Origin of the sequence: Myxococcus qinghaiensis, assembly GCF_024198215.1 — a bacterium.
GTDB classification, from domain to species: domain Bacteria; phylum Myxococcota; class Myxococcia; order Myxococcales; family Myxococcaceae; genus Myxococcus; species Myxococcus qinghaiensis.
The window spans coordinates 65,957-90,144 of sequence record NZ_JAKCFA010000017.1 but is presented as its reverse complement, the minus strand read 5'-3'; the positions used below and the strand labels follow the sequence as shown (position 1 = coordinate 90,144).

At 70.6% G+C, this 24,188-nt stretch carries 20 protein-coding genes and 1 CRISPR repeat array; of the genes, 11 read left to right on the top strand and 9 right to left on the bottom strand.

Translation table 11 applies throughout. The features are described 5' to 3' along the window. Positions 1–14 precede the first annotated feature (14 nt). Entirely contained in the window at positions 15–203 is a 189-nt protein-coding gene (locus tag LZ199_RS28835) for a mersacidin/lichenicidin family type 2 lantibiotic (protein ID WP_163869062.1), read from the bottom strand. Between the two features lie 178 nt (positions 204–381). Then, a complete protein-coding gene (locus LZ199_RS28830) occupies positions 382–1,644 on the bottom strand; it encodes a glycosyltransferase (RefSeq protein ID WP_253996989.1) in 1,263 nt (420 codons plus the stop codon). A gap of 172 nt (positions 1,645–1,816) precedes the next feature. On the opposite strand from LZ199_RS28830, the gene LZ199_RS28825 reads away from it, so the two are divergent. After that, entirely contained in the window at positions 1,817–3,181 is a 1,365-nt protein-coding gene (locus LZ199_RS28825; RefSeq protein ID WP_253996988.1) for an FAD-binding oxidoreductase, read from the top strand. A 3-nt stretch (positions 3,182–3,184) separates the two neighbouring features. Here LZ199_RS28825 and LZ199_RS28820 read toward each other — a convergent pair whose 3' ends face one another. Beyond that, a complete protein-coding gene (locus LZ199_RS28820) occupies positions 3,185–4,456 on the bottom strand; it encodes a JmjC domain-containing protein (RefSeq protein ID WP_253996987.1) in 1,272 nt (423 codons plus the stop codon). Between the two features lie 95 nt (positions 4,457–4,551). Then, positions 4,552–4,968: an OsmC family protein gene (locus LZ199_RS28815; protein WP_253996986.1), complete on the bottom strand. Its 417-nt coding sequence runs from the start codon at positions 4,966–4,968 to the stop codon at positions 4,552–4,554. A 111-nt stretch (positions 4,969–5,079) separates the two neighbouring features. Here LZ199_RS28815 and chrA point away from each other — a divergent pair, with 111 nt between their 5' ends. Further along, positions 5,080–6,276, top strand: coding sequence for a chromate efflux transporter (chrA, locus tag LZ199_RS28810; protein WP_253997121.1), 1,197 nt, complete (start codon positions 5,080–5,082; stop codon positions 6,274–6,276). Here the strand turns inward: chrA and LZ199_RS28805 are convergent. From LZ199_RS28805 to ygfZ, 4 genes are all read right to left on the bottom strand, one after another. Beyond that, entirely contained in the window at positions 6,263–6,742 is a 480-nt protein-coding gene (locus LZ199_RS28805; protein ID WP_253996985.1) for a hypothetical protein, read from the bottom strand. The genes chrA and LZ199_RS28805 overlap by 14 nt on opposite strands. Further along, entirely contained in the window at positions 6,739–7,197 is a 459-nt protein-coding gene (locus LZ199_RS28800) for a hypothetical protein (protein WP_253996984.1), read from the bottom strand. The genes LZ199_RS28805 and LZ199_RS28800 overlap by 4 nt, the downstream gene beginning before the upstream one ends. Then, entirely contained in the window at positions 7,194–8,687 is a 1,494-nt protein-coding gene (locus LZ199_RS28795; RefSeq protein ID WP_253996983.1) for a spermidine synthase, read from the bottom strand. The genes LZ199_RS28800 and LZ199_RS28795 overlap by 4 nt, the downstream gene beginning before the upstream one ends. A 134-nt stretch (positions 8,688–8,821) precedes the next feature. Then, on the bottom strand, positions 8,822–9,880 hold the full coding sequence (gene ygfZ / locus LZ199_RS28790; protein WP_253996982.1) for a CAF17-like 4Fe-4S cluster assembly/insertion protein YgfZ: 1,059 nt from the start codon (positions 9,878–9,880) through the stop codon (positions 8,822–8,824). A gap of 38 nt (positions 9,881–9,918) precedes the next feature. Between ygfZ and LZ199_RS28785 the strand changes: the two genes are divergently transcribed. From LZ199_RS28785 to cas6, 6 genes are all read left to right on the top strand, one after another. Next, the gene (locus LZ199_RS28785; RefSeq protein ID WP_253996981.1) at positions 9,919–10,245 is read left to right on the top strand and encodes a cupin domain-containing protein; all 327 of its coding nucleotides are present in this window, start codon (positions 9,919–9,921) and stop codon (positions 10,243–10,245) included. Then, complete coding sequence (locus LZ199_RS28780; RefSeq protein WP_253996980.1) at positions 10,242–11,600, top strand: vitamin K epoxide reductase/DsbA family protein; 1,359 nt, start codon at positions 10,242–10,244, stop codon at positions 11,598–11,600. The genes LZ199_RS28785 and LZ199_RS28780 overlap by 4 nt, the downstream gene beginning before the upstream one ends. Positions 11,601–11,620: 20 nt before the next feature. Continuing rightward, entirely contained in the window at positions 11,621–12,007 is a 387-nt protein-coding gene (locus LZ199_RS28775; RefSeq protein ID WP_253996979.1) for a translation initiation factor, read from the top strand. Positions 12,008–12,144: 137 nt separating this feature from the next. Beyond that, a complete protein-coding gene (locus LZ199_RS28770; RefSeq protein ID WP_253996978.1) occupies positions 12,145–15,126 on the top strand; it encodes a DEAD/DEAH box helicase in 2,982 nt (993 codons plus the stop codon). After that, positions 15,123–16,097: an SWIM zinc finger family protein gene (locus LZ199_RS28765; protein WP_253996977.1), complete on the top strand. Its 975-nt coding sequence runs from the start codon at positions 15,123–15,125 to the stop codon at positions 16,095–16,097. Before LZ199_RS28770 ends, LZ199_RS28765 begins: the two co-directional genes overlap by 4 nt. A gap of 250 nt (positions 16,098–16,347) precedes the next feature. Further along, positions 16,348–16,980, top strand: coding sequence for a type I-MYXAN CRISPR-associated protein Cas6/Cmx6 (cas6, locus tag LZ199_RS28760; protein ID WP_253996976.1), 633 nt, complete (start codon positions 16,348–16,350; stop codon positions 16,978–16,980). Positions 16,981–17,331: 351 nt separating this feature from the next. Then, positions 17,332–18,223: direct repeats of the CRISPR family, unit length 36 nt; unit sequence CCGCCGCTCGCCGTGATGCCGGAAGGCGTTGAGCAC. Between the two features lie 107 nt (positions 18,224–18,330). On the opposite strand, the gene LZ199_RS28755 is transcribed toward cas6, so the two are convergent. Then, on the bottom strand, positions 18,331–19,185 hold the full coding sequence (locus LZ199_RS28755; RefSeq protein WP_253996975.1) for an RpnC/YadD family protein: 855 nt from the start codon (positions 19,183–19,185) through the stop codon (positions 18,331–18,333). Positions 19,186–19,624: 439 nt separating this feature from the next. On the opposite strand from LZ199_RS28755, the gene LZ199_RS28750 reads away from it, so the two are divergent. Genes LZ199_RS28750 through LZ199_RS28740 form a run of 3 tightly spaced genes read left to right on the top strand, consistent with a single transcriptional unit; the run spans position 19,625 to position 24,186 of the window. Then, positions 19,625–21,025 carry an RAMP superfamily CRISPR-associated protein gene (locus LZ199_RS28750; RefSeq protein ID WP_253996974.1) on the top strand — a complete coding sequence of 467 codons (1,401 nt, stop codon included), beginning with the start codon at positions 19,625–19,627 and terminating at the stop codon, positions 21,023–21,025. A gap of 3 nt (positions 21,026–21,028) precedes the next feature. Continuing rightward, a complete protein-coding gene (gene cas10 / locus LZ199_RS28745; protein WP_253996973.1) occupies positions 21,029–22,945 on the top strand; it encodes a type III-B CRISPR-associated protein Cas10/Cmr2 in 1,917 nt (638 codons plus the stop codon). Continuing rightward, positions 22,942–24,186: a type III-B CRISPR module-associated protein Cmr3 gene (locus LZ199_RS28740; protein ID WP_253996972.1), complete on the top strand. Its 1,245-nt coding sequence runs from the start codon at positions 22,942–22,944 to the stop codon at positions 24,184–24,186. The genes cas10 and LZ199_RS28740 overlap by 4 nt, the downstream gene beginning before the upstream one ends. Positions 24,187–24,188: the final 2 nt, after the last annotated feature.

Here is a 24,188-nt window from a genome sequence, read left to right as displayed (position 1 = left end):
GGTCCTGATTGAGACTAGCAGCTGCACCAGTCGCAGCTGGCCGCGGCCAGACCGCCCGAGGCAACGCCGAGGACTTCGTCGGTCAGCTCCAGGATGCCGGCCGGGTTGGCGGGGATGAGGTCCCGCTCGGACTCGGACAGGTTGTTGCGGAACTCCTCGTCCTTCCACGCACGGATGATCTCAGACTTGACGGAATCAGACATGGGCTTCTCCTTTACAACGGGAGTACAGCGAGGGACCTGCGGCAACGCACCCGGGAATCGCCTGCCAGCTCGCCTCCCGAGAAAGCCCAGTATGAGTTGACTAACGAACCGCCGGCAAGGCAGGGGTATCATTTTTCACTGATACTTGAATGTATTGCCGGAATTCAGGGAGTTCTCGTCACAAAACTTCATGAACCGGGGGTTGCGTCCGCGTGCGAAGGAGGGGGCGCCTTTCGACGGCGAGCCGCTCCAGCAGGGACGCTGCGCCAGCGCTTCCCGGGGCCTGGGCGAAGGCGTGTTGGAGCCTCCGCGCATGGTGTCTCAAGGAGGCGTTGTCTCGCAGCGCGTCCACCTGCTCCGCGAGACGGGCGACGGAGACATCCTCGGGACGCAGGTGCACGGCGACGCCCGCGGCCAGACAGCGGAGGGTCAAATCAGACTGCTCTCCGCCGCCGCCGCCTGGGATGAGAAACAGGGGCAGTCCATGGGTGAGCGCGCCGAGCACGGCGGCCGTGGTGCTGCTGGAGATGATGCCCTGGGCAAAGGGCAGCACCGCGGCCTGGGGGACATGGGGCCGCACGAAGAAGTTGGCGGGCACGTGTCCCACCTCGCGGTCCAACCGGCCGGTGGAGGCCGCCACCCGGATGGGTTTGTCTCCGAGCGCGTCGCGCAATTCCTCCCAGAAGCCGGGGGAGTTGAACACGCGTCCGGGCTGCGCATAGAGGAGGGGCTCTCCCGAGTCGCGCGCCTCCGCCAGCCATTGCTCCAGCTCCAGGTTCGGCTCGATGAAATCCCAGCCGAGGCTGCCCACCAGGTGCGTGACTTCGGGCAGCACGTCCAGCGGGCCCTCGAGCTCCTCGACAGTCTGGAGCAGGTGCAGGTCTCCCAGCAGCGGTGACTGGCTGGAGGGGACGTCCCGCTTGGGCAGCCAGAACATCTCACGGCCCAAATCGTAGGACTCCATCAGCCGCGCGTAGCGGTCCTTGAGGAACTCGTCATAGGGGAGCGTGCCGGCCAGCCGGTGGACCTGGTAGGCGCGGAACTCGGGGGACATCCGCTCCAGCATGGCGTCGGTGGGCAGGATGCTGGCGGCCAGGCCGATGACCGCCGAGGGAATCTGGTGTCGGGCGCCCGCGAGCACCGCGCCGAAGGCCATGGCCTGTCCCACGAGCACGTCGGCGGAGAACTCGGTGAGGGCGTATTCGATGTGTTTCACCTGCCGGGCCTGCTCCAGCGGGTTGGCGGTGCGCTCGACGACGAAGCTGGGGCCGTCCTCCTTGCCGCGAGGAATGCGTCGCAGGCCCACTCGTTCCAAAAGCGGGCTCATGGTGGGGCCGGTGGCGAAGGCCACCTCGTGGCCGCGCTGGCGCAGCTCCAGTGCCACGGAGATGGCGGGACCGAGGGAGCCGTAGCTGGTGAGGGACGTGAAGAGGAAGCGCATCGCCTGTCCTTCGGGGCGCCCATGGCGCTCAGGTGCACTGCCAGCGACTGTAACAGCTTCTTGTTTCGCTGCTTTCACGGTGGCCTGTCTGTCTCGGGCCATCCTGGGTCATGCTACGGCCGAGCGCCGTGGCGGCGGGTGCGCGACGCGGGGTTCTTCCGGAGTGTGAAGCATGGAGATGTCGGCGGTAGAGAAAGACGCACTCGTGAAGGCGCTCGGCGCCGGCGTCAGACAACCCATCCTGTCTTCACCGTTGGAGCTGCGGCCCTACAGCCACGACTTCGGCGGCATCCAGCAGCGGCATCCGGCCGTGGTGGTGCGTGCCTGGAGCGAGCAGGACCTGGTCCACACGCTGCGGGTGGCGCGCGAGCGCGGTGTCCCCGTCACGGTCCGAGGCTCCGGCCACTCGCTGCGAGCGCAGTCGCTCAGTGACGGCGGCATCGTGGTGGAGAACGTGGGGGGCGAGCCCGACATCCTGGTGAACGAGGATGGCACGGTGGAAGTCACCACGCGCACGCGCTGGGGCGAGCTGGAGGCGGCGCTCAACATGGTGGGCCGCACCGCGCCCGTGCTCACGGACCACATGGCCACGGCGCTGGGCGGCACGCTGTCCGTCGCGGGTTATGGCGCGCGCTCGCTGCAGTACGGCGCGCACCTGGACCAGGTGGAGCGGCTGCGCCTCATCCTGCCGGATGGCTCCGCGCGTTGGTGCTCGCGGACGGAGGACGGTGAGCTGTTCCAGTACGCGCTCGGGGGTTTCGGACAGGTGGGCGTCATCGAGCGCGTCGTCATGCGGACGCATGCGTATCGTCCGGCGGTGCGGGTGCAACTCAACGAGTTCGACTCGCTGGGCGCGCTGGTGGAGTCCCTGGCGTGGACGGCGGACTTCGACGGGGGCTCACCGGACCACTTCTTCGGACAGCAGAAGCGCGGGCAGGTGCAGAGTGTCTTCGGTGCCAGTCACGAGGACGAGGCGAAGGCCGCGTCCACCCCCATCCCCGGGCCGCTGGAGAAGCAGGCGCAGCGGCGCACACACCTGCTCGTCCGCCCCGGCTACTTCATCCAGGCGCGGACGCGGGCCGATGGGCCCCTGGACACGCTGCCTCGCCAGTACTGGAGCGACTACTGCTTCGACTACGAGGGGCTGAAGGCCTTCGTGCAATACCTGGAGGCCGGTCCGCGCGAGCGCATCTGGGACGACAACTGTCTGGTGCGGATGCTGGCGTTGAAGCGGGGCGAGGTGCGCTGGCCGTTCGACATCCGCTCGATTGGGACGACGGCTTCGAGGCTCTACGGCATCGGCGTCTACTACCGCATCGAACCCGGAGAGGACGCGAAGGCGGAGCTGGCCCGACAGGCGCACCGTGACTTCCTGGCGCGCTGTCTGGAATTGGGAGGGCGGCCCTACCTCTATGGCTGCAACGAACTGACGCCGGAGTTGATGCAGCGCTTCTACGGTGATGCGTATGCGCGGCTGAAGGCGCTGCGACGGGAGCTGGACCCGGACGGCTTGCTCAATCCGGGCGGGCTTCCGTAGCGCCTACTCGGGACGGAGCAGGCCCCGGGCCACGAGCACCTTGAGGACCTCGTGGGCCTGCTCGAGCCGGAGGCCGCCCGTCCACATCTCCACCTCGGCCAGGGAGAAGCGCTGTCGCTCGGAGAGGGCGCGTATCAGGGGCAGCGCGTCTCCACCGAGGGCGACCTCCGTGTTCGCGCCATAGACATACACCATGGACATCGTGGTGCCCGGCGTGGCGGGGCGCGCGGCGTAGACGAGGGGATAGGGCTCGGTGCGCACCAGGACGACGTCGGGCTGGAGCGGTGTCTCCGCCGTCTGGCGCGCCGGGGCGGGTTGAGGACTGGTGGTGGTGGCGCGTCGCCACAGGCGCTCCAGCTCCGTGTCATCCGCCGCCAGCTTGCCGAGCAGTGACTGCAGCTCCTCCAGCCGGGTGGAGATGAACCGCCGCACCTCGGGGGGCATGGCGCCGCCCATGGTGGGCGAGGCAAGCGAGGCGGGGACGAGGGCGCGCCACTCCACGCGCCCCTGGAGCACGCGCTCCAGCTCCGGGCCGAGGATGCCGAAGAAGCCCACCGTCTCGCAGGCCATGTTCATCGCGAGGGAGGACTCGGTGTTGGCCTTCGCGTCGTGCCAGCAGCCCGGCGGCAGGTAGAGCAGGTCGCCAGGCTCCAGGAGCACCTCCTCGAACTGGCTCGTATCCGGGGAGGCCACGTCCTTGATGGGCTTGCCGTCGCTCTGTCGGACTCGGCCGTCCTGCTCGACGATGGCGTTGCGCAGCGGGTAGTTCGCGGCGGGCAGGCGCGAGTACCGCCACTGCTTGCGGCCCTCAATCTGGATGACCATCGCGTGGCGCGCGTCGTAGTGCGTGTCCAGGCCCTCGCCCGGCGGGGACAGGTAGCAGTTGAAGCGGACGGGGCTCGTGAGCTGGAGCTGGCGCTTGATGTCGGCCGCGAAGCGCGCGAGCCCCGCGTCCCCCGCGCCGATGTCGTTGACGCAGACGGTGGTGCGCGAGGTGAGCGCCTCGCGGACCTGCTGTGGCTCAATCTGGATGGCGGCGTACTGGTCGTGACGGTTGCGCCAGAAGGCGTGGATGCCGAACGACGCGGGCGCTCGCTTGTCGAAGCCCGCGTGGAGGATGGCCCGGTCGAACCGCTCGCGGTCGAACAGCCCCTTGAACTTCCCGGGCGTGCCCCGGACGAAGAGCGCCTTCTTCTCCCAGTACTCGGCGAGGAACTCCTCCGGAGTGATGGGATGCAGCAGCTCCGCGAGTTCACGGCCGGTACCACCGAGCATCGGAAGACCCCTTGCACGAGTTGGCGATGTCTCAACGCTAGTCGCGAGACATGGCGCACGTCGAGGCACCCTCCGTTTCGCCCGGACGGGCCGGCTCAGGGTGCTGGCGCGAAGCTCGTGTGGATGGCCAGGGCTCGGGACAGCGTGAGCGTCACGGGCGTCTTCGCGGCGATTTCGAGCAGGCGGGCACGCTGCTCCTCGCTCACGGCGGGGCCCGCCGAGAGCACGCGCTCCACGCGCTCGGTGCCGTTCTCCCGGAAGAGCTTGAGCTTCACGGTGAGGGGGCCAAGGTCCCAGCCCTTGCGCGCGGCATACATCTTCAAGGTGATGGCGGTGCACGCGCCCAGCGAGCCCATCAGCAGTTGATAGGGTGCGGGGCCCTGGTCCGCGCCACCGAGGGCCGCGGGCTCGTCCGCCTGGAAGTGGTGCTTGCCGGTGCGAATCGACTGCGTGTAGCCGGTCTGGCTCTCGACGACGGCCGCCGCGAGCAGCGTGGTGTCTGGGGTGGTCATACCGGGCATGAATCCAGGACGGGGCCCGCGTGACAAGGCCCGTGCGCGGGTGGGAAGTCGCCCGGTTGTTTCAACGGCGCATCCCTCTTCCTGGGGTAGCTTTTCGTGACGATGCCTTCCCTGGAGCCCGCGAGCCCCGCGCCGTCCACCCCGCCAGACCGAGCCACGGTGCTGCGGGAGCTGGCGTTGCTGTTCCTCCGGTTGGGCACCACGGCCTTCGGTGGCCCGGCCGCGCACATCGCGCTCATGGAGGACGAGGTGGTGCGCCGTCGGCGCTGGCTCACGCGCGAGGAGTTCGTGGACCTGCTCGGCGCGGCCAACCTCATCCCCGGTCCCAACTCCACGGAGCTGGCCATCCACATCGGCCACCGGCGCGGCGGCTGGGCAGGACTGGTGGTCGCCGGGGTCTGCTTCATCCTCCCGGCGTTCCTCATCGTCACCGGCTTCGCCTGGGCCTATGCGCGCTTCGGCACCCTGCCGGACGTGGGCGCGCTCTTGGCCGGCGTGAAGGCCGTCATCATCGCCGTGGTGCTGCAAGCGCTGTGGGGGCTGTCGCGCACCGTGGTGAAGACGAAGCTCGCCGCCGCCGTGGCCCTGGGCGCTGTCTCGGCGGCGTTCCTGGGCGTCAACGAGCTGGTGCTCCTGTTGCTGTCGGGGCTCGGGGTCCTCGCGTGGCGCGCGGTGGAGCGCGGACGGGAGCAGGGGACTTCGTCGAACTCCGTGGTGTCGCCGTGGGCGCTGATGCTTCCCCTGGGCGCCGCCACCTCGGCCGTGCCCTTCACGCAGCAGGGCCTGTTCCTCTTCTTCCTGAAGGTGGGCTCGGTGCTGTACGGCAGCGGCTACGTGCTGCTGGCCTTCCTGCGCGCCGACCTGGTGGAGCGGCTGGGCTGGCTGTCGGAGGCGCAGCTGTTGGACGCGGTGGCGGTGGGGCAGGTGACGCCTGGGCCTGTCTTCACCACGGCCACGTTCATCGGCTACGTGCTCGGGGGAATGACGGGGGCGGTGGTGGCCACGGTGGGCATCTTCCTGCCCGCGTTCTTCTTCGTCGCGCTCAGCGGGCCGCTGGTGCCTCGACTGCGTTCCTCCTGGGCGGCGGGAGCGTTCCTGGATGGCGTCAACGTGGCGTCGCTGGCGCTGATGGCCGTGGTGACGTGGCAGCTTGGCCGGGCGGCGCTGGTGGACGCGTGGACGGTGGGGCTCGCCGTTGTCTCCGCCGTGTTGCTCCTCCGCTTCCGCGTCAACTCCGCCTGGCTGGTGCTGGGCGGAGGCGCGGTGGGGTGGCTGGTGAAGAGCCTCAGCGTGGGGTGAGCGTCGCCTCGCAGCGGGCCACTTCGTCTCCGGACAGGTCGCTGCGCCGGTCGATGCACGTCAGGCGCAGCGTCTCGCCCTCGAGCGTGTTCTCGCAGTGGCGGTTGGCTGCGACGGTCGTCGTGGAGCCCGCGTCCGCGCGCACGACTCCGCCATCCGGGCCCAGGTGCACGGTGTGGTTGCGGTCATGCAGCGACCATTCGCCCTCGGGAATGTTCAGGGAGTCTTGGGTCGAATTGCCGAAGGCGGGGAAGCCCAGCGCCTCCGCGCCCTGCGTGGTGATTTCGCACGAGTCCTCGTCCGAGAGGACTCGGAAGGTGCCATTGGTGCCGCAGGTGTTGCCGCTGACGTCGAAGGCGACGTTGAGCGCGCCGTGCTCGCAGCGTTGCGCCGAGTCGGCGACGAGCAGCAGCCCGGTGGTGGCCAGGGCAGCGACGGTGGCGAGGTTTCTCAGCAAGGGCTTCATGGCAAGGCTCCGGGGGGAGTGAGGGACGTGGCCGATGTCCGGGAGAGCAGCGTGGCGCGGCCGTACAGCATCGCCACCGCGATGAAGGGCAGGGTGAGCAGGTCCGTGGGGTCGGCCACCGCGCGGAAGCCGGTAAGTCCGAACGGAGCGCCAAGGGGACGCAGCCACTGACAGAAGAGGTCCGCGAGGGGCTGCGACACCTTGAGCGCGGTGAACAGCACGGCGGTCAGCGCCGCTCCCACGAACAGACGGACACCGCGTGGCCAGCGTGTCGCGAGGGAGAGCAGCGCGGACACGTAGAGCGGCAGGAAGAAGCAGATGGCCACGTCCGACAGCTTGCCGGTGAGTGTGTTGTGGAAGGTGGGCTTGAGCCAACGGTCATTCACCGCCATCAACGCCACGGCCGCCAGGGGCAGCGGGGAGAGGAACTCCGGCATGCGAGGCAGCACCTTCACCGAAGCCCCTCCGGACGAACCAGGGCGCGCAGGAGGATGGCGTCGGTGAGCAGCTCCACCGGGGCCCGGTCATCCGTGAGGGGCTCCCCCGAGGCCACCGCACGCAGCTCTCCGACGACACGTGTCGCCAGCGGGCGCAGCGAGAGCGGGAGCCGCTCCGTCCTCGCGGCCAGTCGCTCCGCCATGCCCTCCTCGCCCGCGAAGAAGAGCGTGTTGCTGTGGTTGCGCGCATCCGCCGCGAGCACTCGGGGGAACACGGACGCCAGCGTGCCTCCCACCGCGTCCACCACCCCACGCTCCTCGCGGAAGCGGCCCACGTTGAAACACGCCACGCCCCCGGGAACGAGGTGCTCCGCCACGCTCCGTGCGAACTCGCGCGTCGTCAGATGGAAGGGCACATACGGAAAGCGGAACGCATCGACGATGATGACGTCGTAGCGCCGCGAGTCCGACTCCAGGAACGCGCGCGCATCCCCGACGTGCACCTCCACCTCGGCCCCCAGTCCGAAGTGCGTCCGAGCCAGCCGCACCACCGCCGCGTCCAACTCCACGCCCACCACCCGAGCCCCCAGATACGTCTCGCGCAGCCCACGCGCGCTGGTGCCCGCCCCCAGCCCCAACAGCAACACGCGAGGCGCCCGAGGCTCCGTGCGCCCCATCGCCGGCGTCAGCAGGTAGTGCGCGAAGACCTCTTCCCGCACCGGCTGCCCAGGCAACCACGTGCTCTGCACCGCGAAGCCCTCGTCGAACACCAGGCTCCGAGTCCCCTCGGGAGACTCCAGCACCTGCACGAAGGCATGGGGCGACTCGGCCACCTCCAGCGCGCGCGGATGTCGCGGCAGCGCATGGATTCCGAACGCCAGCGCCACCACCGGCACGCCCACCGCGACCACCCGCCACCGCCACCCGAGTCCGTGCGCCGCCGTCAGACCGAGCAGCCCCGCGAAGCACGCCATCGCACGCGCGGTGCCCAGCCACGGCAATACGACGAAGGCCGCCAGCAACGTCCCGGCGATGCTCCCCAGCGTGGACGCCGAGGACAGCCGCCCCGCATGCGCCCCCGCCGACGCCACGCCGCCCAGCCCCACCCTCAACAGGAACGGCCCCACCGCGCCCAGCGCCAGCAGCGGCGGCACCGCCACCAGCACCACCAATCCCACGCGCCCCATGGCCTCCAGCGGACGCCCCGTCATCACCGCCGTCGTGGCCCCCGGCAAGAGGGCCCTCGCCAGGAAGGGCAGGGCGGCCAGCAGCAGCGCCGCGACACACAGCGCCATGCGCAGCGGCTCCAACCGCTCCGCGCGGTCCGCCAATCGCCCGCCCAGGTGCGCCCCCAGCGCCAGCCCTCCCAGCACCAGGGAGATGAGCGCCGCCCACACCGGCGTGCTGCTCCCGAAGTAGGGGGCCACCAGTCGCGAGGCGGCCATCTCCGACGCCATCACCGTGGCGCCGGAGAGGAAGGACAACCACGTCAGCGAAGAGGGCTTCATGAGCGGGGGCCCGGAAGAGCAAGGCCCGTTCCATACTCAACAGCCCGTAACTCCACGCCCGTGGGGGCTGAACCCCAAGGTGCGGGCGACAAGGCTGTCAGTGACTCACGGCTCCACTGACAGCGGTGTCACGCTCACGCCTTGAAGGGCAGGGGGGCCACCTTCACGGTGTCGGGGCCACCGGCCAGCGTCAGCTCGGTGCCGGGCTCCAGCGAGTCCCGGTGCACGTAGCCCAGGGCCACGCGCTGTCCCTGGGCCGGCGAGCGCACCACGCTGGTGAGCCAGCCCACCTTCTTCTCGCCCCGGCGCAGCTCCGTGCCCGGCGCGGCGTCGAGCTCGCCCAGCAGCAGGCCCGTCAGCTTGCGGTTCATGTGCCCGCGGAAGGTGGCCCGGGCGATGACCTCCTGCCCGATGTAGCAACCCTTGTTGTAGGAGATGGCCCCGGTGAGGTTGGCCTCCATGGGGATGGTGGTGTCCACCATGTCCTGCCCGTAGCGGGGGACCCCGGCCTCCACGCGCAACAGCTCCAGGCCCTCGAAGCCCAGGGGCTTCAGGCCCAGCTCGGCGCCTGCCTGGCTCAAGGCCCGCCACACGGCCTCCAGGCCCGCGCGCGGCACCCACACATCGACGCCATGGGGCTCCACCGAGGTGTTGCCCACCAGGATGACGTCCTGCCCGGCGAGCGACATCGCCCGGGTGGCCTGGTGCGCCAGGGGAGCGAACCCATCGCCCAGCACCCCCGCCGTCCGGGGGCCGAGCAGCCGGAGGATGCCGTACTCGCCCGTCGCGTCGTGCAGCTCGGCGTCCTCGGAGATGAGGTATTTCTCCAGGAACTCCCGGACCTTGGCGCCGTGGCCCGGCTCCACATCCATCAAGAGGTCCGCCTCCCGCTTGAGGATGCGGGCATCCGCCACCATGGCCCCCTTCACATTCACCAGGGCGGCGTACGTGGCGGCTCCGACGGGGAGGTTGTTCACCTCCTGGGTCACCATTCCATGTAGGAAGGAGGCCCTGTCCTCCCCCGTTATCCGGAGGATTTCACGGTAGGAGGCGTCGTGGAGGGCCACGGCCTCCCGGGCGGCTCGGTAGCCGTCCTCGCCGTTGCCATACCCGGCCACGACTTCCCGGCCGCGCACATCGATGAAGCGGGCCCCCGCTTCTTCGTGAAGAAAATGCAGAGACAGCGGTTCCATGTCCGTCGCTATATAGAGGCGAAGGAGCGAATGCCACGATGGATGTGAAGCACCTGTCGTCCTTCCAGGACTTCTCCCCGGAGAAGCTCCGGAAGCTCAACGTCTTCCAGTCCGAGCGCTTCTTCCTCGACGTCTACTGTCTGGCGCCTGGCCAGGCCCAGAAGCCGCATCACCACGCCACCTCCGACAAGGTCTACGTCGTCCTGGAAGGCCGTTGCCGCTTCCGCGTCGGCGCCGAGGAGGAGGTCCACGGTGTGGGCGCGGCGGTTTTCGCCCCCTCGGGTTCCGAGCACGGTGTCGCCAACGATGGCCCCGACTCCGCCCGACTGCTTGTCTTGATGACCCCGCCCCCGGAGCACGCATGAGTCCGAAGTCCTCTCCCCAGAAAGCCGCCACCCCCGTCCCCTTCCGCGTCGGGGTGGTGTTGCTGGTGCTGGGCGTGGCCGCGAGCGTCCTGTCCGTCTTCCAGTGGAGCCAGTTGCTCACGCTGCGCGCCGGTGGTTCCACCGTGTGCGGCGTGTCCGACACGGTGAACTGCGAGACGGTGTGGAACTCGCCGTTCGCCACCCGCATGCATGAGCTGTTCGGCATCCCCGTCGCGGGCCTGGGGTTGGTGTGGGGCCTGACGGTGGTGGCATTGTCGGCGCTGTATCTGGCGCGTGCGCGCTCGGGGAAGCCGGTGGGTCCGGCGGCCCAGGGACTGCGGCTGACGGCCATCGCGGGCGTGGTGTCGGTGCTCGTCTTCGCCTTCGCGAGCTTCCAGACGGGCGTGGTGTGCCCCACGTGCCTGGGTACGTACGCGCTGGTGGCGGCCATCGCCGGGGTCGCCTGGAAGGGGCTGCCGGCCGGTGCGGGCGAGTGGGTCCCCGGACTGCAGTGGACGGTGGGCATCACCGTCGTCGTGTTCATGGCCGTGTTGCTGCCGGGCCGCTCGCTGTCCACGCCGCAGCCCAAGGTGGGAGAGCTGCTGCCCGTGGCCTCGTCGTCCACGACGGAGGCGGCCACGCCCGCGTCGCTGGAGGCGTACCTGCGCGGGCTGCCGATGGCGCAGCAGCAGTTCATCTCCAACGCGCTGGCGCAGTACCGGCATGGCGTGCCGCAGGCCGCCGCCGCGCCCGCGCGTCACCGTTATGGGCCCGCGAACGCGCCGGTGAAGATTGTCGAGTGGACGGACAGCAAGTGCCCCCACTGCAAGTCGCTGGTGGAGGAGCTGGCGGTGCTGAAGAAGCGCGTGCCGGAGGGCAAGCTGTCGTTGGAGGCGCGGCAGTTCCCGCTGGATGGCTCGTGCAATCCGGCGATGCCCAAGCGCGGGCCGGATGCGCCCACCGTGCGGTGCGTGGCGGCGAAGGCGCAGATCTGCCTGGAGGGCGCGCCGGACTTCTGGACGCTGCGGGAGAAGCTCTTCGCGGCGCAGGCGGTGCTGGACACGGAGCGGGTGCTGGAGATTGCCTCCTCCGGTTCGGTGTCGCGGATGCAGTTGGATGCGTGCATCTCCAGCGCGGCGACGGCGGCGAAGATTCAGGAGGACACGTCGTATGCGCTGCGCTACCAGTTCACGGGCACGCCGTTGGTGGTGGTGAACGGGCGGCAGGCGATGCCGTCCGCGCCGTTCCTGTACGCGCTGGTGATGGCGGATGGGAATCCGAGCGCGCCCGCGTTCGACGTGCTGCCTCCGCCGCGCGCGATGCCGCAGGACGACCACGCGGGCCACAACCACTGAGCGACGGCGGGCGTCTCGTCATGGGCAAGCGTGACAAGAAGGAGGAGCCGGCCGCGCCGGTAGGGCCGTTCCACAATCCCTTCGCCGCGCTGGCGGCGAAGCGGGAGGCGCTGCCGGTGGGGCCCGCAACGCCCGCCGCGGCACCGGTGCGCAAGCCGGAGCCTAAGGGCCCGGCGCGCGCGGTGGTGCGGATGGAGCGCAAGGGGCGGGGTGGCAAGGAAGTCACCGTGGTGGAGCACCTGGAGCTGCCCGTGCCCCAGCGTGAGGTGTGGCTCAAGGCGCTGAAGAACTCGCTGGGGTGTGGAGGCGTGGTGGAGGACGACACGCTGGTGCTCCAGGGAGACCAGCGTGAGCGACTGCCCGCGCTCTTGGAGGCGCGTGGGGTACGCAAGGTGACGGTGGGCTGAGGCGGTCCCTTCTCGGGCGGCTTGAGCGAGGCGCTGCATGAGGTGAGTCGCGGCGAACGGTCCACTGGAGACCGTTCGTGCGGGCGTCCCGCTTCATTTCCCATCCATCCGAGGACCCGGGACTAAATTGTCGTCCGATGCCCCTCGTCTTCCTTCCCGACGCCGAGAAGCTCTTCCTCTGGGGGCGGGAACCGCTGCCCTCCGCCTGCTCCGACCTGCGCGACGCGGGTGAGAGCGCCTCCGCCGTGCTCGTCACCCCCGAGGGACTCCGGGAGTGCGAGGGCCGCGGGCTGCCGCTCGCCGCCACCGTCGAGCGGCTCGCGGTGGTGCCCGCCTCCGAGGTCGAGTCCTTCCCCGGCTCACTCGCCCTCTGGACGCTCGCCAGCAAGCTGGCGCTGGAGTTGCTCGCGCGCGAGCGCGTGGTGCCCACCCTCCTGAGAAGGAGCGAGCGCATCGAGGCGCGCTGGGCCGCGGCCCTCTCCGCCTCCGAGGACTCCAGCCGCGTCGTCGCTCTCGCCCGGAGCATGCCCGCCGCCGCCCACGCCGTCCCCGTGCACCCCGAACGAGGCTCCGCCGTCTGGGCCCCGGAGGCGCTGCTGCGCGCCTTCCTCGACGCCACCGTCGATGCCTTCGTTCGCGCCGCGCGCGGCGGGCCCTCCTTGTCTCCCCGCTCCTCCTCTCGTCGACCGGCGTCCTGGGACGAGCGCTGGCGCGCGGCGCTCTCGGGCGCGCGCCGTGACTTCGCCCCCGAGGGCTTCGCCGAACGCTCCGTCGTCGACGAGCTGACGCGCTGGAGCGAGCCCGCGCTCGGCGCCAGGGACAGACTGCGCGCCTGCTTCCGGCTGGAGCCCCCGAAGGAGGACCGCGAGCCCTTCGTGCTGAGCTTCCACCTCCAGGCGCCCGATGACCCGAGCCTGCTCGTGTCCGCCACCGACGTCTGGAAGACCCGCGGGCACCGCCTGGAGAAGCTCGGCCGCGCCTTCCGCGACCCGCAGGAGTCACTGCTCGAGGCGCTCAGCCGCGCGTCCCGGCTCTTCGCGCCCATCGCCCTCGTGCTGGAGAGCCCCCGCCCCGAGGCCCTCCTGCTCGAACCCGACGACGCCTGGGCGTTCCTCTCCGAGGGCGCGCGCGGGCTCGCCGACGCGGGCTTCGGCGTCATCGTCCCCGGGGAACTCACCACCTCGGGCCGGCGCCGCCTGCGGCTTCGAATGCGCGTGGGCGCGAACGCGAAGGTTGCCGGCGTCATCGATGGTGCCGCGGGCCTCGGGCTCGACGCGCTCCTGCGCGTGGACTGGGATGCCGTTCTGGGCGACACGCCGCTCACCCCGCGCGAGCTCGAGTTGCTCGCCCAGCGCAAGGCGCCTCTCGTGCGCTTCCGGGGCGAGTGGGTCGCCGTGGATCCCCACGAACTCGACGCCATCCAGCGCCACCTGGCCGAGGGGCCTGGCCACCTGTCGGCCAGCGAGGCGGTGCGCGTGGCCCTGCTCGGAGAGACGCGCCACGGCTCGCTCCCCGTCACCGTCCTCGCCACCGGCGTGCTCGAGGAGCGCCTGGGGCGGCTGCGGTCGGGCGGGGCCACGGCCCAGGCGGCTCCCAGCGCCCTGAACGCCACGCTGCGGCCCTATCAGTCACGAGGGCTGCACTGGTTGGACACGCTGGCCTCGCTGGGGCTCGGCGCCTGCCTCGCGGATGACATGGGTCTGGGCAAGACGGTGCAGATGCTGGCCTTCCTGCTGCGACGGCTGGAGCGCGCGCCCCGCGATTCCCGGCCCACGCTGCTGGTGGCGCCCACGTCCGTGGTGGGCAACTGGGAGCGCGAGGTGGCCCGCTTCGCGCCCTCCCTGCGCCTGACGCCCCACTATGGCTCCGAGCGCGCCCGCCGGGCGCGTGACGTGCCCCGGGGACCTGGCACGCTCGTGCTCACGACCTATGGCCTGCTGCGCCGCGACGCCGAGCTGCTCGCGAAGGTGGACTGGGCCACGGTGGTGCTCGACGAGGCGCAGAACATCAAGAACTCGGCCTCGGCCACCGCCCGCGCGGCCCGGGCGCTGCCCGCAAGCGAGCGCTTCGCCCTCACGGGCACGCCGGTGGAGAACCGCCTCGCGGAGCTGTGGTCCATCCTGGAGTTCGCCAACCCCGGACTGCTCGGGCCCCTGGAGACCTTCCGGCGCGAACTGGCGCTGCCCATCGAACGCCATGGCAGTCAGGAGGCCGCCACCCGGCTCAGGCGCATCATCGGCCCGTTCGTCCTGCGCCGCCTCAAGAGCGACCCGACCATCATCGCGGACCTGCCCGCCAAGAACGAGATGAAGGTCGTCTGCACGCTCACCCGCGAGCAGGCCTCGCTCTACAAGGCGGTGGTGGACGAGGAGCTGCGCCGCATCGAGGAGTCCGACGGCATCGAGCGTCGGGGCCGGGTGCTCGCGCTGCTGCTGTTCACCAAGCAGATAGCGAACCACCCCGCGCAGTACCTCGGCGAGTCGGGGCCCCTGCCGGGGCGCTCGGGGAAGCTGGCGCGCGTGACGGAGATGCTCGAGGAGTCCCTGTCCGCGGGGGACAAGGCGCTCGTCTTCACCCAGTTCCGGGAGATGGGGGACAAGCTGGTGGCGCACCTGTCGGAGAGCCTGGGGCACGAGGTGCTGTACCTGCACGGCGGAACGTCCCGCAAGGCGCGCGACGAGGCGGTGCGGCGCTTCCAGGAGGAGCCCCATGGCCCGCGCATCTTCGTGCTGTCCGTCAAGGCGGGCGGCACGGGCCTCAACCTGACGGCCGCGAGCCATGTGTTCCATTACGACCGCTGGTGGAACCCCGCCGTCGAGGACCAGGCCACGGACCGCGCGTATCGCATCGGCCAGAAGCGCGCGGTGCAGGTCCACAAGCTGGTGTGCGCGGGCACCGTCGAGGAGAAGATTGACCGGCTGCTCGAGCAGAAGCGCCAGCTCGCCGAGAGCGTCGTGGGCGCGGGCGAGAACTGGGTGACGGAGCTGGACACGGCCGCGCTGCGCGAGCTGTTCTCGCTGTCCGCGGGTGCCGTCGCGGACGAGGGCGAGGGCGAGGTGGAGGCCCCGCGGCGGAGCGCGCCCCGACGAGGGGCGCGTCGGCGGGAGGTGGGGTCATGAGTCGCTGGAGCGACTGGGGCTGGAAGTCGGCGCCGAAGAAGCCGCCGCCCGAGCACGGCATCAAGATGAAGAAGGCCGGCTCCACGTGGTGGGGCCAGCGCTGGCTGGAGGCGCTGGAGCGCGTGCTGGGGGGGGACTCGGGGCGGCTGGCCCGGGGGCGGACGTATGCGCGGGCAGGGCGGACGCATGACCTGGTCATCCGTGGCGGTGAAGTCACCGCGAAGGTGACGGGCTCACGGCCTCGGCCCTATGCCATCTCGCTGAAGCTCGGGCAGTTCAGCGACGCCGTCTGGGAGAAGGCCATCGCCGGGATGGCCGGCCAGGCACGGTACGCCGCGGAGCTGCTCGCGGGGACGATGCCCCAGGAGATCGACGCGGTGTTCCTCGCGGCGAAGGTGAGCCTGTTCCCCCAGAGCCGGAAGGACCTGACGACGAGCTGCTCGTGTCCGGACTGGGGAGACCCGTGCAAGCACGTGGCCGCCACGCACTATGTGCTCGGAGAGGCGTTGGACGGCGACCCGTTCCTCCTGTTCGAGCTGCGCGGCAGGACGAAGGAGCAGGTGCTCGGCGGTCTGCGCGCCGCGCGCGTGGGCGAGACGCGTCCGGCCGCGACCTCGCCGTCGACTCCGGCGAAGCGGAGGCGGGGGACGCGGGCGGTGGCGGAGCCCGTGTCGGAGGCGCCGGGTGTGAAGCCTGGGAAGCTGACCCCGGCTGACTACGACGTGCCGCGCGCGCCGCTGCCGGCGCTGAGCTTCTCGTTCGATGCGCCTGTGGTGCATGGGGCGGTGCTGCGGCAGTTGGGAGCGCCGGCGTCGTGGGGGGCGGGAGAGGCGCCCGGGGAGGTGCTCGCGCCGCAGGTCCGCGCGGCGGCGGAGGTGGCGCGGCGCATCGCGCTCCAGGAGACAGGGGAGGCGGGGGAGGCGGCGGGCGCGAAGAGGAAGGGGCGGCGCTCGAAGCAGGGAGGTCGCTGAGGCGAGGGGGCGGGGAGAAATGTGTGAGGGGGCGCGAGGGATGCGCGCGGCGTTGGCGTCTCCCCGGTGGAGATGCGTGATGACCCCTGCTCCCCGAGTGTCGGACGTGCCTGGGCCCCCTCCTGGGAGGGTGGGCCCGTGGCGTCGCGCCGCCGTTGGCGGGGCTGGCACCTCTGTGCCCTCGTCAGGGGTCTTGGCGAGGACTTCCCCGTAGGACGGTCCCGCCGAGGCGGGGCCATCGAGGCTGAACATGTCAGTGATTGACCTCGTCTACCCCGCGCGAGGCGGTGGGGTTCCGTTGGACCATGGGTATGCGTTGTTCTCGGCGCTGTCGCACCGGCTGCCGGGGCTGCATGAGCGCCAGGACGTCGGCATCTTCAATCTGCGAGGGACTCGGGCGCGCGGGAAGAGTCTGCTCGTGGGGCACGGGACGTTGCGGGTGCGGTGTCCCACGGAGGCGCTGCCGGTGTGGCTGCCTTTGGGGGGCGCCGCGATTGAAGTGGGGGGAGGGGAGGTGGCGCTGGGGATGCCACGGGTGTTCCCGTTGGAGGCGCCGGTGTCCTTGTCCGCGCGGATGGTGACGTTCAAGAACGCGGTGGATGACGCGAGCTTCCGCGGCGCGGTGAAGCGGGCCCTGGCGGAGCTGGAGTGCGAGGCCACGGTGCATGTGGGGCGGCGGCGCGTGGTGGGTATCGCGGGGAAGAAGGTGATTGGTTACGGGCTGATGTTGAGCAACCTGTCGCCGCGTGCGTCGGTGCGCTTGCAGGAGCGGGGGATGGGCGGGAGGCGGCACATGGGATGTGGGCTGTTCCTGCCCACGCGCCTGCGCGTCGGCGTGGGGACCTGGCCGCGTGAGCAGCAGGGGGTGGCGGGCGCGGTGTAGGGGTTTGAGATGGGAGCAGGCGGGCCTGGGCGCGGAGACGCCTGGGCTTTGTTTGTTTCTGGGGGTCGGTGGGGTGCGGGCTCGTCGGGAGCGGGGTGTGAGGGATTGGACTTTCAAGCACCTCGGCGTGGCGGAGGTGGGGATGGGGGAAATGGGCGGAAAGCCCTGGCGTGACGCGGGGTTGGGGCTCTTTGACAGGTGAATAGGTGCTTGAACGGGGAAAAAGCTTGGCGATTCAGGAGGTTGGATGATGTGGAATGGCTCGCGGGTGGAGATGGCGCCGAGAAGGGTGGGGGTGCTTGAAAAGGGGGAAGTCAAGATGCTGGAACTGCTTGGGATTCTGGGGCGGCTCCGCCGCTCGCCGTGATGCCGGAAGGCGTTGAGCACTCGGTGGTCCCGGAGGACATGGCGTCGGTCAGGCGGCACCGCCGCTCGCCGTGATGCCGGAAGGCGTTGAGCACCCCGAAGCACCCGAAGTGCGACTGCCACCTGAAGAACCGCCGCTCGCCGTGATGCCGGAAGGCGTTGAGCACTTCAGCGCGTTCATGCACGGGTTCTTGGAGAGGTCCCGCCGCTCGCCGTGATGCCGGAAGGCGTTGAGCACTTGGTGATGCGCTCGGCGGTGAGCGGCTTGGGGCCGCCGCTCGCCGTGATGCCGGAAGGCGTTGAGCACTGCTCGTCGCACTCCGTCGCGTGGGCGCAGTCGCACCGCCGCTCGCCGTGATGCCGGAAGGCGTTGAGCACAGGAGGCACGCCACCACGAACACGGCGGCGAGCCAGCCGCCGCTCGCCGTGATGCCGGAAGGCGTTGAGCACTTTCCGCCCTGGGCCTGCATTGCGATTCGTCGAACCGCCGCTCGCCGTGATGCCGGAAGGCGTTGAGCACTCGATGTCCTCGACCCGGGGGGCCAGGGGGAAGAACCGCCGCTCGCCGTGATGCCGGAAGGCGTTGAGCACCTGGACTCGCGCTCCGTGTCGACGCCCTGGATCCGCCGCTCGCCGTGATGCCGGAAGGCGTTGAGCACGCGTGCGTGACTCGTGCGTCGGACATGAGCCCGGAGGCTCCGCCGCTCGCCGTGATGCCGGAAGGCGTTGATCACAGTGCTGCCTCGTCCACGAGGCGCTCGCGCATGTCCGCCGCTCGCCGTGATGCCGGAAGGCGTTGAGCACGTCGGGACCCACGAAGGACGGCCATCGGAGCACAGGGCCGCCGCTCGCCGTGATGCCGGAAGGCGTTGAGCACATCAAGGTCACTGGAATCAGCGTCCCCGCTTGGACAGCCATCACTCGCCGTGATGCCGGACAAGGACACGGCCCTTTCTGAGTCCAGCGGCAGTTGCTGCCATCCCTTCAAGAGGATGCGCTTCTCCCGGAGCTGGACCGGGCCGCCTCGCGCAGGGCACCCAACGCCGAGTCCGGCTGGGTGAAGGCGAGGACGATGAGCTGGTCCAGGGCGGACGCGCCAAGCGAGGCCAGCCGCTCCTCTGCCTCCGGTGGCAACGTCACCTCCCGGAGGCGCGCGAAGGTGATGAGCGTCCGAGCCTTTTCTCGGGCGCGCTGTTCTTCCCAAAAGGGTGAATCCATCATGATGTTCCTCAACGATGGGGTGAGCTGAGCGCTGCCGAAGCGGCGTGATGTCAGGGTACCCAGGACGACGAGCAAATCCAGCCGCTCGTGGGTGGAAAGGTCGGTGGCTTGTCGGATACGTGCCTCCGCCCAGGTCGCTCGCTCGGGCCCCGCCCGGGCATCAAGAACGGAGAGCGGTAGGAGCGGCGTGGCGGCTTGGAGGGCTGGCTGCGAGAAGTCCACCTCCCACAAACGGACCACCAGGAAATCCAGGGTGAGCCTCGGTTGTCCCTGACAGCGGATGACGTAGGGAGGACGGACACCTTCCGCCTCGGGGACCACGAGGATGACCACGGGTAACACCGGGAGGTTTTCGCGCAGATGGACGCGCACGGTGTAGTCGAGGAGTCTCCGGGCGAAGTCCGGGTCTGCTTGAGCCTGCAGTTCGATTTCCACTGCGAAGCGCTCCGAGGTCGTCTCCACCACGAGCACCGCATCCGCGCGTCGCTCGGACTGCGGAAGGCTGGTGTCCGAGGCACGCACGAAGCGCGGTGCACCCTCGCCGAAGAGGAGGAACAGCAGTTGCTCCGGATGGCGCTGAACGAGCCCACGGAGCACCAGGTCGAAGATGGGTCTCATGATGGACCTGAGAGGTAGTACACGGGTCTGACATCCATCAGGTAGGGCGGGCGCGTTCGTGAGCCCGTTGATACCCCGGTGCGGAACAGCGCTCACGGCACTTGCGCGGAGGCTCGGGCAACCCGTGCTGGCTTCCGTTCATCGCCGCAGGCCGTGGCGACAGGCCACCCCGGAAAAAACGCACGGAGCCGCGAGGGGTGCGCGCGGCGTTGGCGTCTTCCTCGGTGGACATGTGCACCGACGCCCATCCCCGCGCTTCATCCACCGCCTCCGGGCGACCTCCCCGGAGGTCTCCCGCTGTCACGTTAGCCGACGCCTGGGGTCCGTTCGCGCGCTGTGAGCCGCGCGCCCTCGCTCGGCCCACCGGCGAAGTCTCCCAGCGTCTTCACCCCCATCCCCGTCCCGCCCTGGCGGGTCGCGGAGGAGCCGAGGTGTCTCCATGCAGCCCCTGAACCTGCCCCCGCCACCCAAGGACCCGAGCCCGAGGCTCAGCCTGCCCGGTGGGCCTCGACGCGAGACCTTCACCGTGGACCTGAAGACCGTCACGCCCATCCTCGGAGGCGCGCCAGTCCCACGTCAGCTCTCCGAGGTGGACCTCATCCGCGTGCCCACGCTGCGTGGGCACCTGCGCTTCTGGTGGCGCGCGTTGTATGGCCATGCCTACGGCGAGGCCCAGCGGCTCGACCTCGCCCGGCGCGAGCGCGAGCTGTGGGGCGGCATGAGCCTGGGCAAGGAAAAGCCCCGCCGCTCCCAGGTGGACCTGTGCGTGCGCGCCGTCACCGCCTCCGGGAAGGATGACCGCCCCATCTCGCTGGGCGAGGAGCAGTCCTATGCGCTCTGGACCGCTCGCGACACGGGGGAGCTCCCCACCGCGCCCCGCTGGAAGCCCGGCCTGTGCTTCACCCTGGAAGTCTCCGCTCCAGGGGGTGCGCTGTCGGAAGAGGTCCGTCACGCCTTCCGCGCGTGGGTGCTCTTCGGTGGGTATGGCTCGCGAACCCGTCGTGGTTGCGGCACGGTGACGCTCGCCACCGAGGAGCAGTGCAAGCAATGGCTGCCGAAGAGCGCCGCCCGCGCCGAGCTGCGCCGGCTCTTCGGACACCTGCCCCTCTTCCAACCCGAGCTCGCGGGCACTCCGAGCGACCTGCCCCTGCTTCGCGGCGCGTGGCTCCTGCGGTGGCCCAGAGAGGAGTCCTTCGACGGCAACAAGGCGTGGCTGGATGCGCTGGGCTGGCTGCGCGCATTCCGTCAGGGCACCACCGGCGCGCAGGGCGAGCGTCCTCGCAACCCGAGCCCCACCGGAGACAATCGCGCGGGCCGCTCCAACTGGCCGGAGGCGGACAAGATTCGTCACCACGCGCGGGCCGCGCAGGGGCTCCGGGCCTACCCCGAGGAGCACGCGCCGCGCTCGGCATACTCGAAATCCCCCGCGTGGCCGCGCGCGGGCTTCGGGCTGCCCATCGTCGTCCACTTCCAGCAGAAGCGGCGGGACTCGAACAATGACTACCAGCCCTTGGAGCCCAAGAACGTGCAGCTCCAGTGGGTCCGCGACCGGGAGCGCGAGCCGAAGGACCGGCTGGCCTCGCCGCTCATCGTCAAGGCGATGCCGCTGGCCAACGGTCGCTTCGAGCCCATCGCGCTGTGGCTGGAGCGCGGCTACCCTCAGGGCGGCAAGGTCGTCCTGGTGCAGTCGAAACGCGCCATCGACGCGACGCGCGCGGACTTCGACCTGCTCCGCGCGAACGACGACCAGCCCCTCTTCAAGCCGCTGTGCGCCGCGACGTCGCTGCGCGAGGCGTTCTTCACCTGGCTGCGTGACACGAAGAAAGCTCGGGAGGCGTAGACCATGACGACTCAATCACACGTGCTCGTGCTCAAGGTCGGGCCGGTGCAGGGCTTCATCGCCCAGGCCCGTCGCACGCGCGACCTCTGGTTTGGCAGCTACCTGCTCTCCTGCTTGAGCCGCGCCATGGCGTGCGCGCTCCGCGACGCTGGCGCCGAGCTCATCTTCCCCCACCCGGGGCAGCTTGAGGCGGCGGCCTCGAAGCCCGGCGCGCGGCCGAAGAGCGCCACGAAGACCGACGAGGCCCTGGCGGATGCCGAGGCGGTGAAGGGCTTCCCCAACAAGGTCCTCGCGGTGGTGAAGGGCGACGCGGCCAAGGTGGCCCGCAACGCGCGCGAGGCGGCTCGAGTCACCCTCCGGAACGAGTGGGCGCGCGTGCGCAAGAACAGCGGGCCGCTGCTCGCGGAGGGCGCGGACGCGTGGGCGGACGAGCAGCTCGACACCTTCCTGGAGTTCCACGCGGCCTGGGCACCCATGGCCGAAGGCGGGTACCAGGAGGCCCTCGATGAAGCCGAGGCCGCGCTGGAGGCTCGCCGGGGCCTGCGGGAGTTCAAGGCCTGGACCCAGGTTCCTCCCGCCGGTACGCACAAGTCGAGCCTCGACGGTGGACGCGCGTCCGTGCTGCGCGGCAAGCGTCCTCGGACTGGAGACTGGAAGCGGCTGCGCATCGGCGAGCGCGAGGAGCTGGATGCGCTCGGGTTGCTCAAACGCGCGGGCGGCCAGCCGGACCAGTTCGTCCCGGTGACGAGCATCGGGCTGGCGGCCTGGCTGGCGACGGCGAGCCAGACGCAGGGCGCGAGGCTCTCCGCGCTGCGTGGCGCCTGCGCGGACCATCGGGGGTTCACGTCCGTCCACCGGACGGACCTGTCGTGGGTGAACGCCTTTCCGTTCGACGGCCAGCTCCTGCTCCCCGACCGCTGGCGTCCGTACTTCGAGGAGTGGCGCGAGGGCGAGGACCGCGACGCGGCGAAGCAGGAGGCCGAGCGGTTCGCGGACGCTCACATCCGACCGCTGCTCGACGCCATGCCCGTGGCCCCCTTTCCCTACGTGGCCTGCCTGGTCGCCGACGGGGACCGGATGGGCGAACTGCTCCGGCGTCTGGCTGCGCAGGGGGGCGTCGAGGCGCATCGTCGAGTCTCCCATGCGCTCGCGAGCTTCACGGACGAGGCGCGTGACATCGTCCAGTCGCGGTACCGAGGGATGCTCGTCTACGCGGGGGGCGATGATGTCCTCGCCTTCGTGTGCCCGGCGGACGCGCTCGCGTGTGCCCGGGCGCTGGCGACCGCGTTCTCGAAGCACCTGGCGCCTGTCGTCACGGGCACGGATGCGCTGGTGCCCACGCTGTCGGTGGGGCTGGGCATCGGCCATGTGATGGAGAGCCTCGGGCAACTGCTGGACCTGGGTCGTCGGGCGGAGAAGGCCGCGAAGAAGTCGGGGCGCGCCGCGCTCGCGGTCCTCGTGGCGAAGCATGCGGGGCGCGAGCGGCTGTGGACCTCGCGCTGGACCCCGAAGGGTGACACCCCCGAGCCGCTGGCCCGATTGCATCAAGACATGGCGCTGCTGGGCGGAGACCGGCTACCCCTGGGCAAGGTGCACGAGGTGGAGGCGATGGTGCGTCGCTTCCCAGAGAACGTCGAGGGCGCGTCGTCTCGGGACCAGGCGCGGGTGTTGGTGGCCGAGGTGGCTCGAATCCTGGCGCGCGCCGAGGGGCGGGCCGAAGACCCGGCCGACACGAAGCCGGGGAAGTCCAAGGGCCTGTCCGTGGAAGAGGTGGGGCTGGGAGGGCTCGACGCGGAGGCGGTGGACGGTGGCTCGAAGGTCCACGCGCGGCTGCTCGAGTGGGTGAACCGGATGCTGGTGGCGGGGACGCTCGAGCGGTCGCGCCGGAACCTGGTGCTCAGAGAGGAAGGTGGAGCATGAGTGACGAGTGCTTCGCGCTGCTGCCGCGCGACGGGCTGTCCGTGAAGGACGGCCGTGGCTGGTACACGAGCGAAGTGGGACGCGGGTACTCGCATCCGTGGCCGTTGCCCACGACAGTGCGAGGTGCCCTGCGCGCCGCGTGGGGACAGGACCTCATGGCGGGTCAGCCGGGCGTGCGGCTGACGCCCGAGGCGTGGGAGACGCGCTCCGCGAGCCTCGCGCTGACGGGGTTCGTCGCCCTGCGGCGCAACCTGGGGGAGGCGTCCTTCTCCACGCGCCACCGGATGTGGCCGGCTCCCGCCGACGCGGTGGTGGTGGACGGCGCGGAGGACAATCCCGCGCGGGTCGAGCGCCTGCGTCCCTGGATGCCTGAGTCCGAGGGCGTCACCAGCTCGCTCGGCCCCGATGAGGACCCGGCCCGGGAGGCGCTGTGGCATCCCCGTCCCGACCATGAAGGGAGGATGGGCAAGCCCTCGGCGGAGGTGCCGGCCTTCTGGTCCGAGGCGCGGATGCTCGCGTGGCTGATGCGCGAGGACGTCCCGACTCCGACGACGCCCGGACCCGGTCATCGCACGGACGTGCATGTGGCCATCGCGCCGGGGACGCAGACCGCGGAGGACACGATGCTGCACTCGCGCCAGGTCGTGGAGTTGCTGCGACTGGAGAAGAGAGAGGGCGCGGAGGCGCCGGTCGCGGTGGAGTGGGCGCTGGGAGTGCGGTGCAGGCAGCCCGAGGGCGAGGTGGTGCGGGGCTTCCCCTCGGGAGTGCTGGGGCTGGGAGGCCGCAGGCGGTTGACGGAGGTGGAGCGCTCGACGGCGGAGCTGTTCGCCTGTCCCGACGACTTCCGTCCCGAGCCGTCGCGGGGCTTGCGGTTGGTGCTGGCGACGCCCGCGTGCTTCGAGCGTGGGTGGCTGCCGGATCGCTTCTGGTGTCCGCAGGGCGGCGCGCCCGAGTACGTGGGTACGTTGCCTGGCGTGGAGGGGACGGTGGTGCTGCGCGCGGCGCTGGTGACTCGGGCGCAGGACGTGTCCGCGTGGGACATGGTGAAGCGCGAGCCCCGGGCGACGCGGCGGTGGGTGCCGGCGGGGTCTGTCTATTTCTTCCAGAGGTGTGACGGTGGCTTGTTCACCACCGAGGAACTGCGCGCGTTGTGGCTGGCCTCGTGGGGCGGCGGTCGCGACGAGGCGCTCGGGCAGGTGTTGCCCGGCGTCTGGGAAATGCCCCCGGAGTGTGGAGAGTGAGC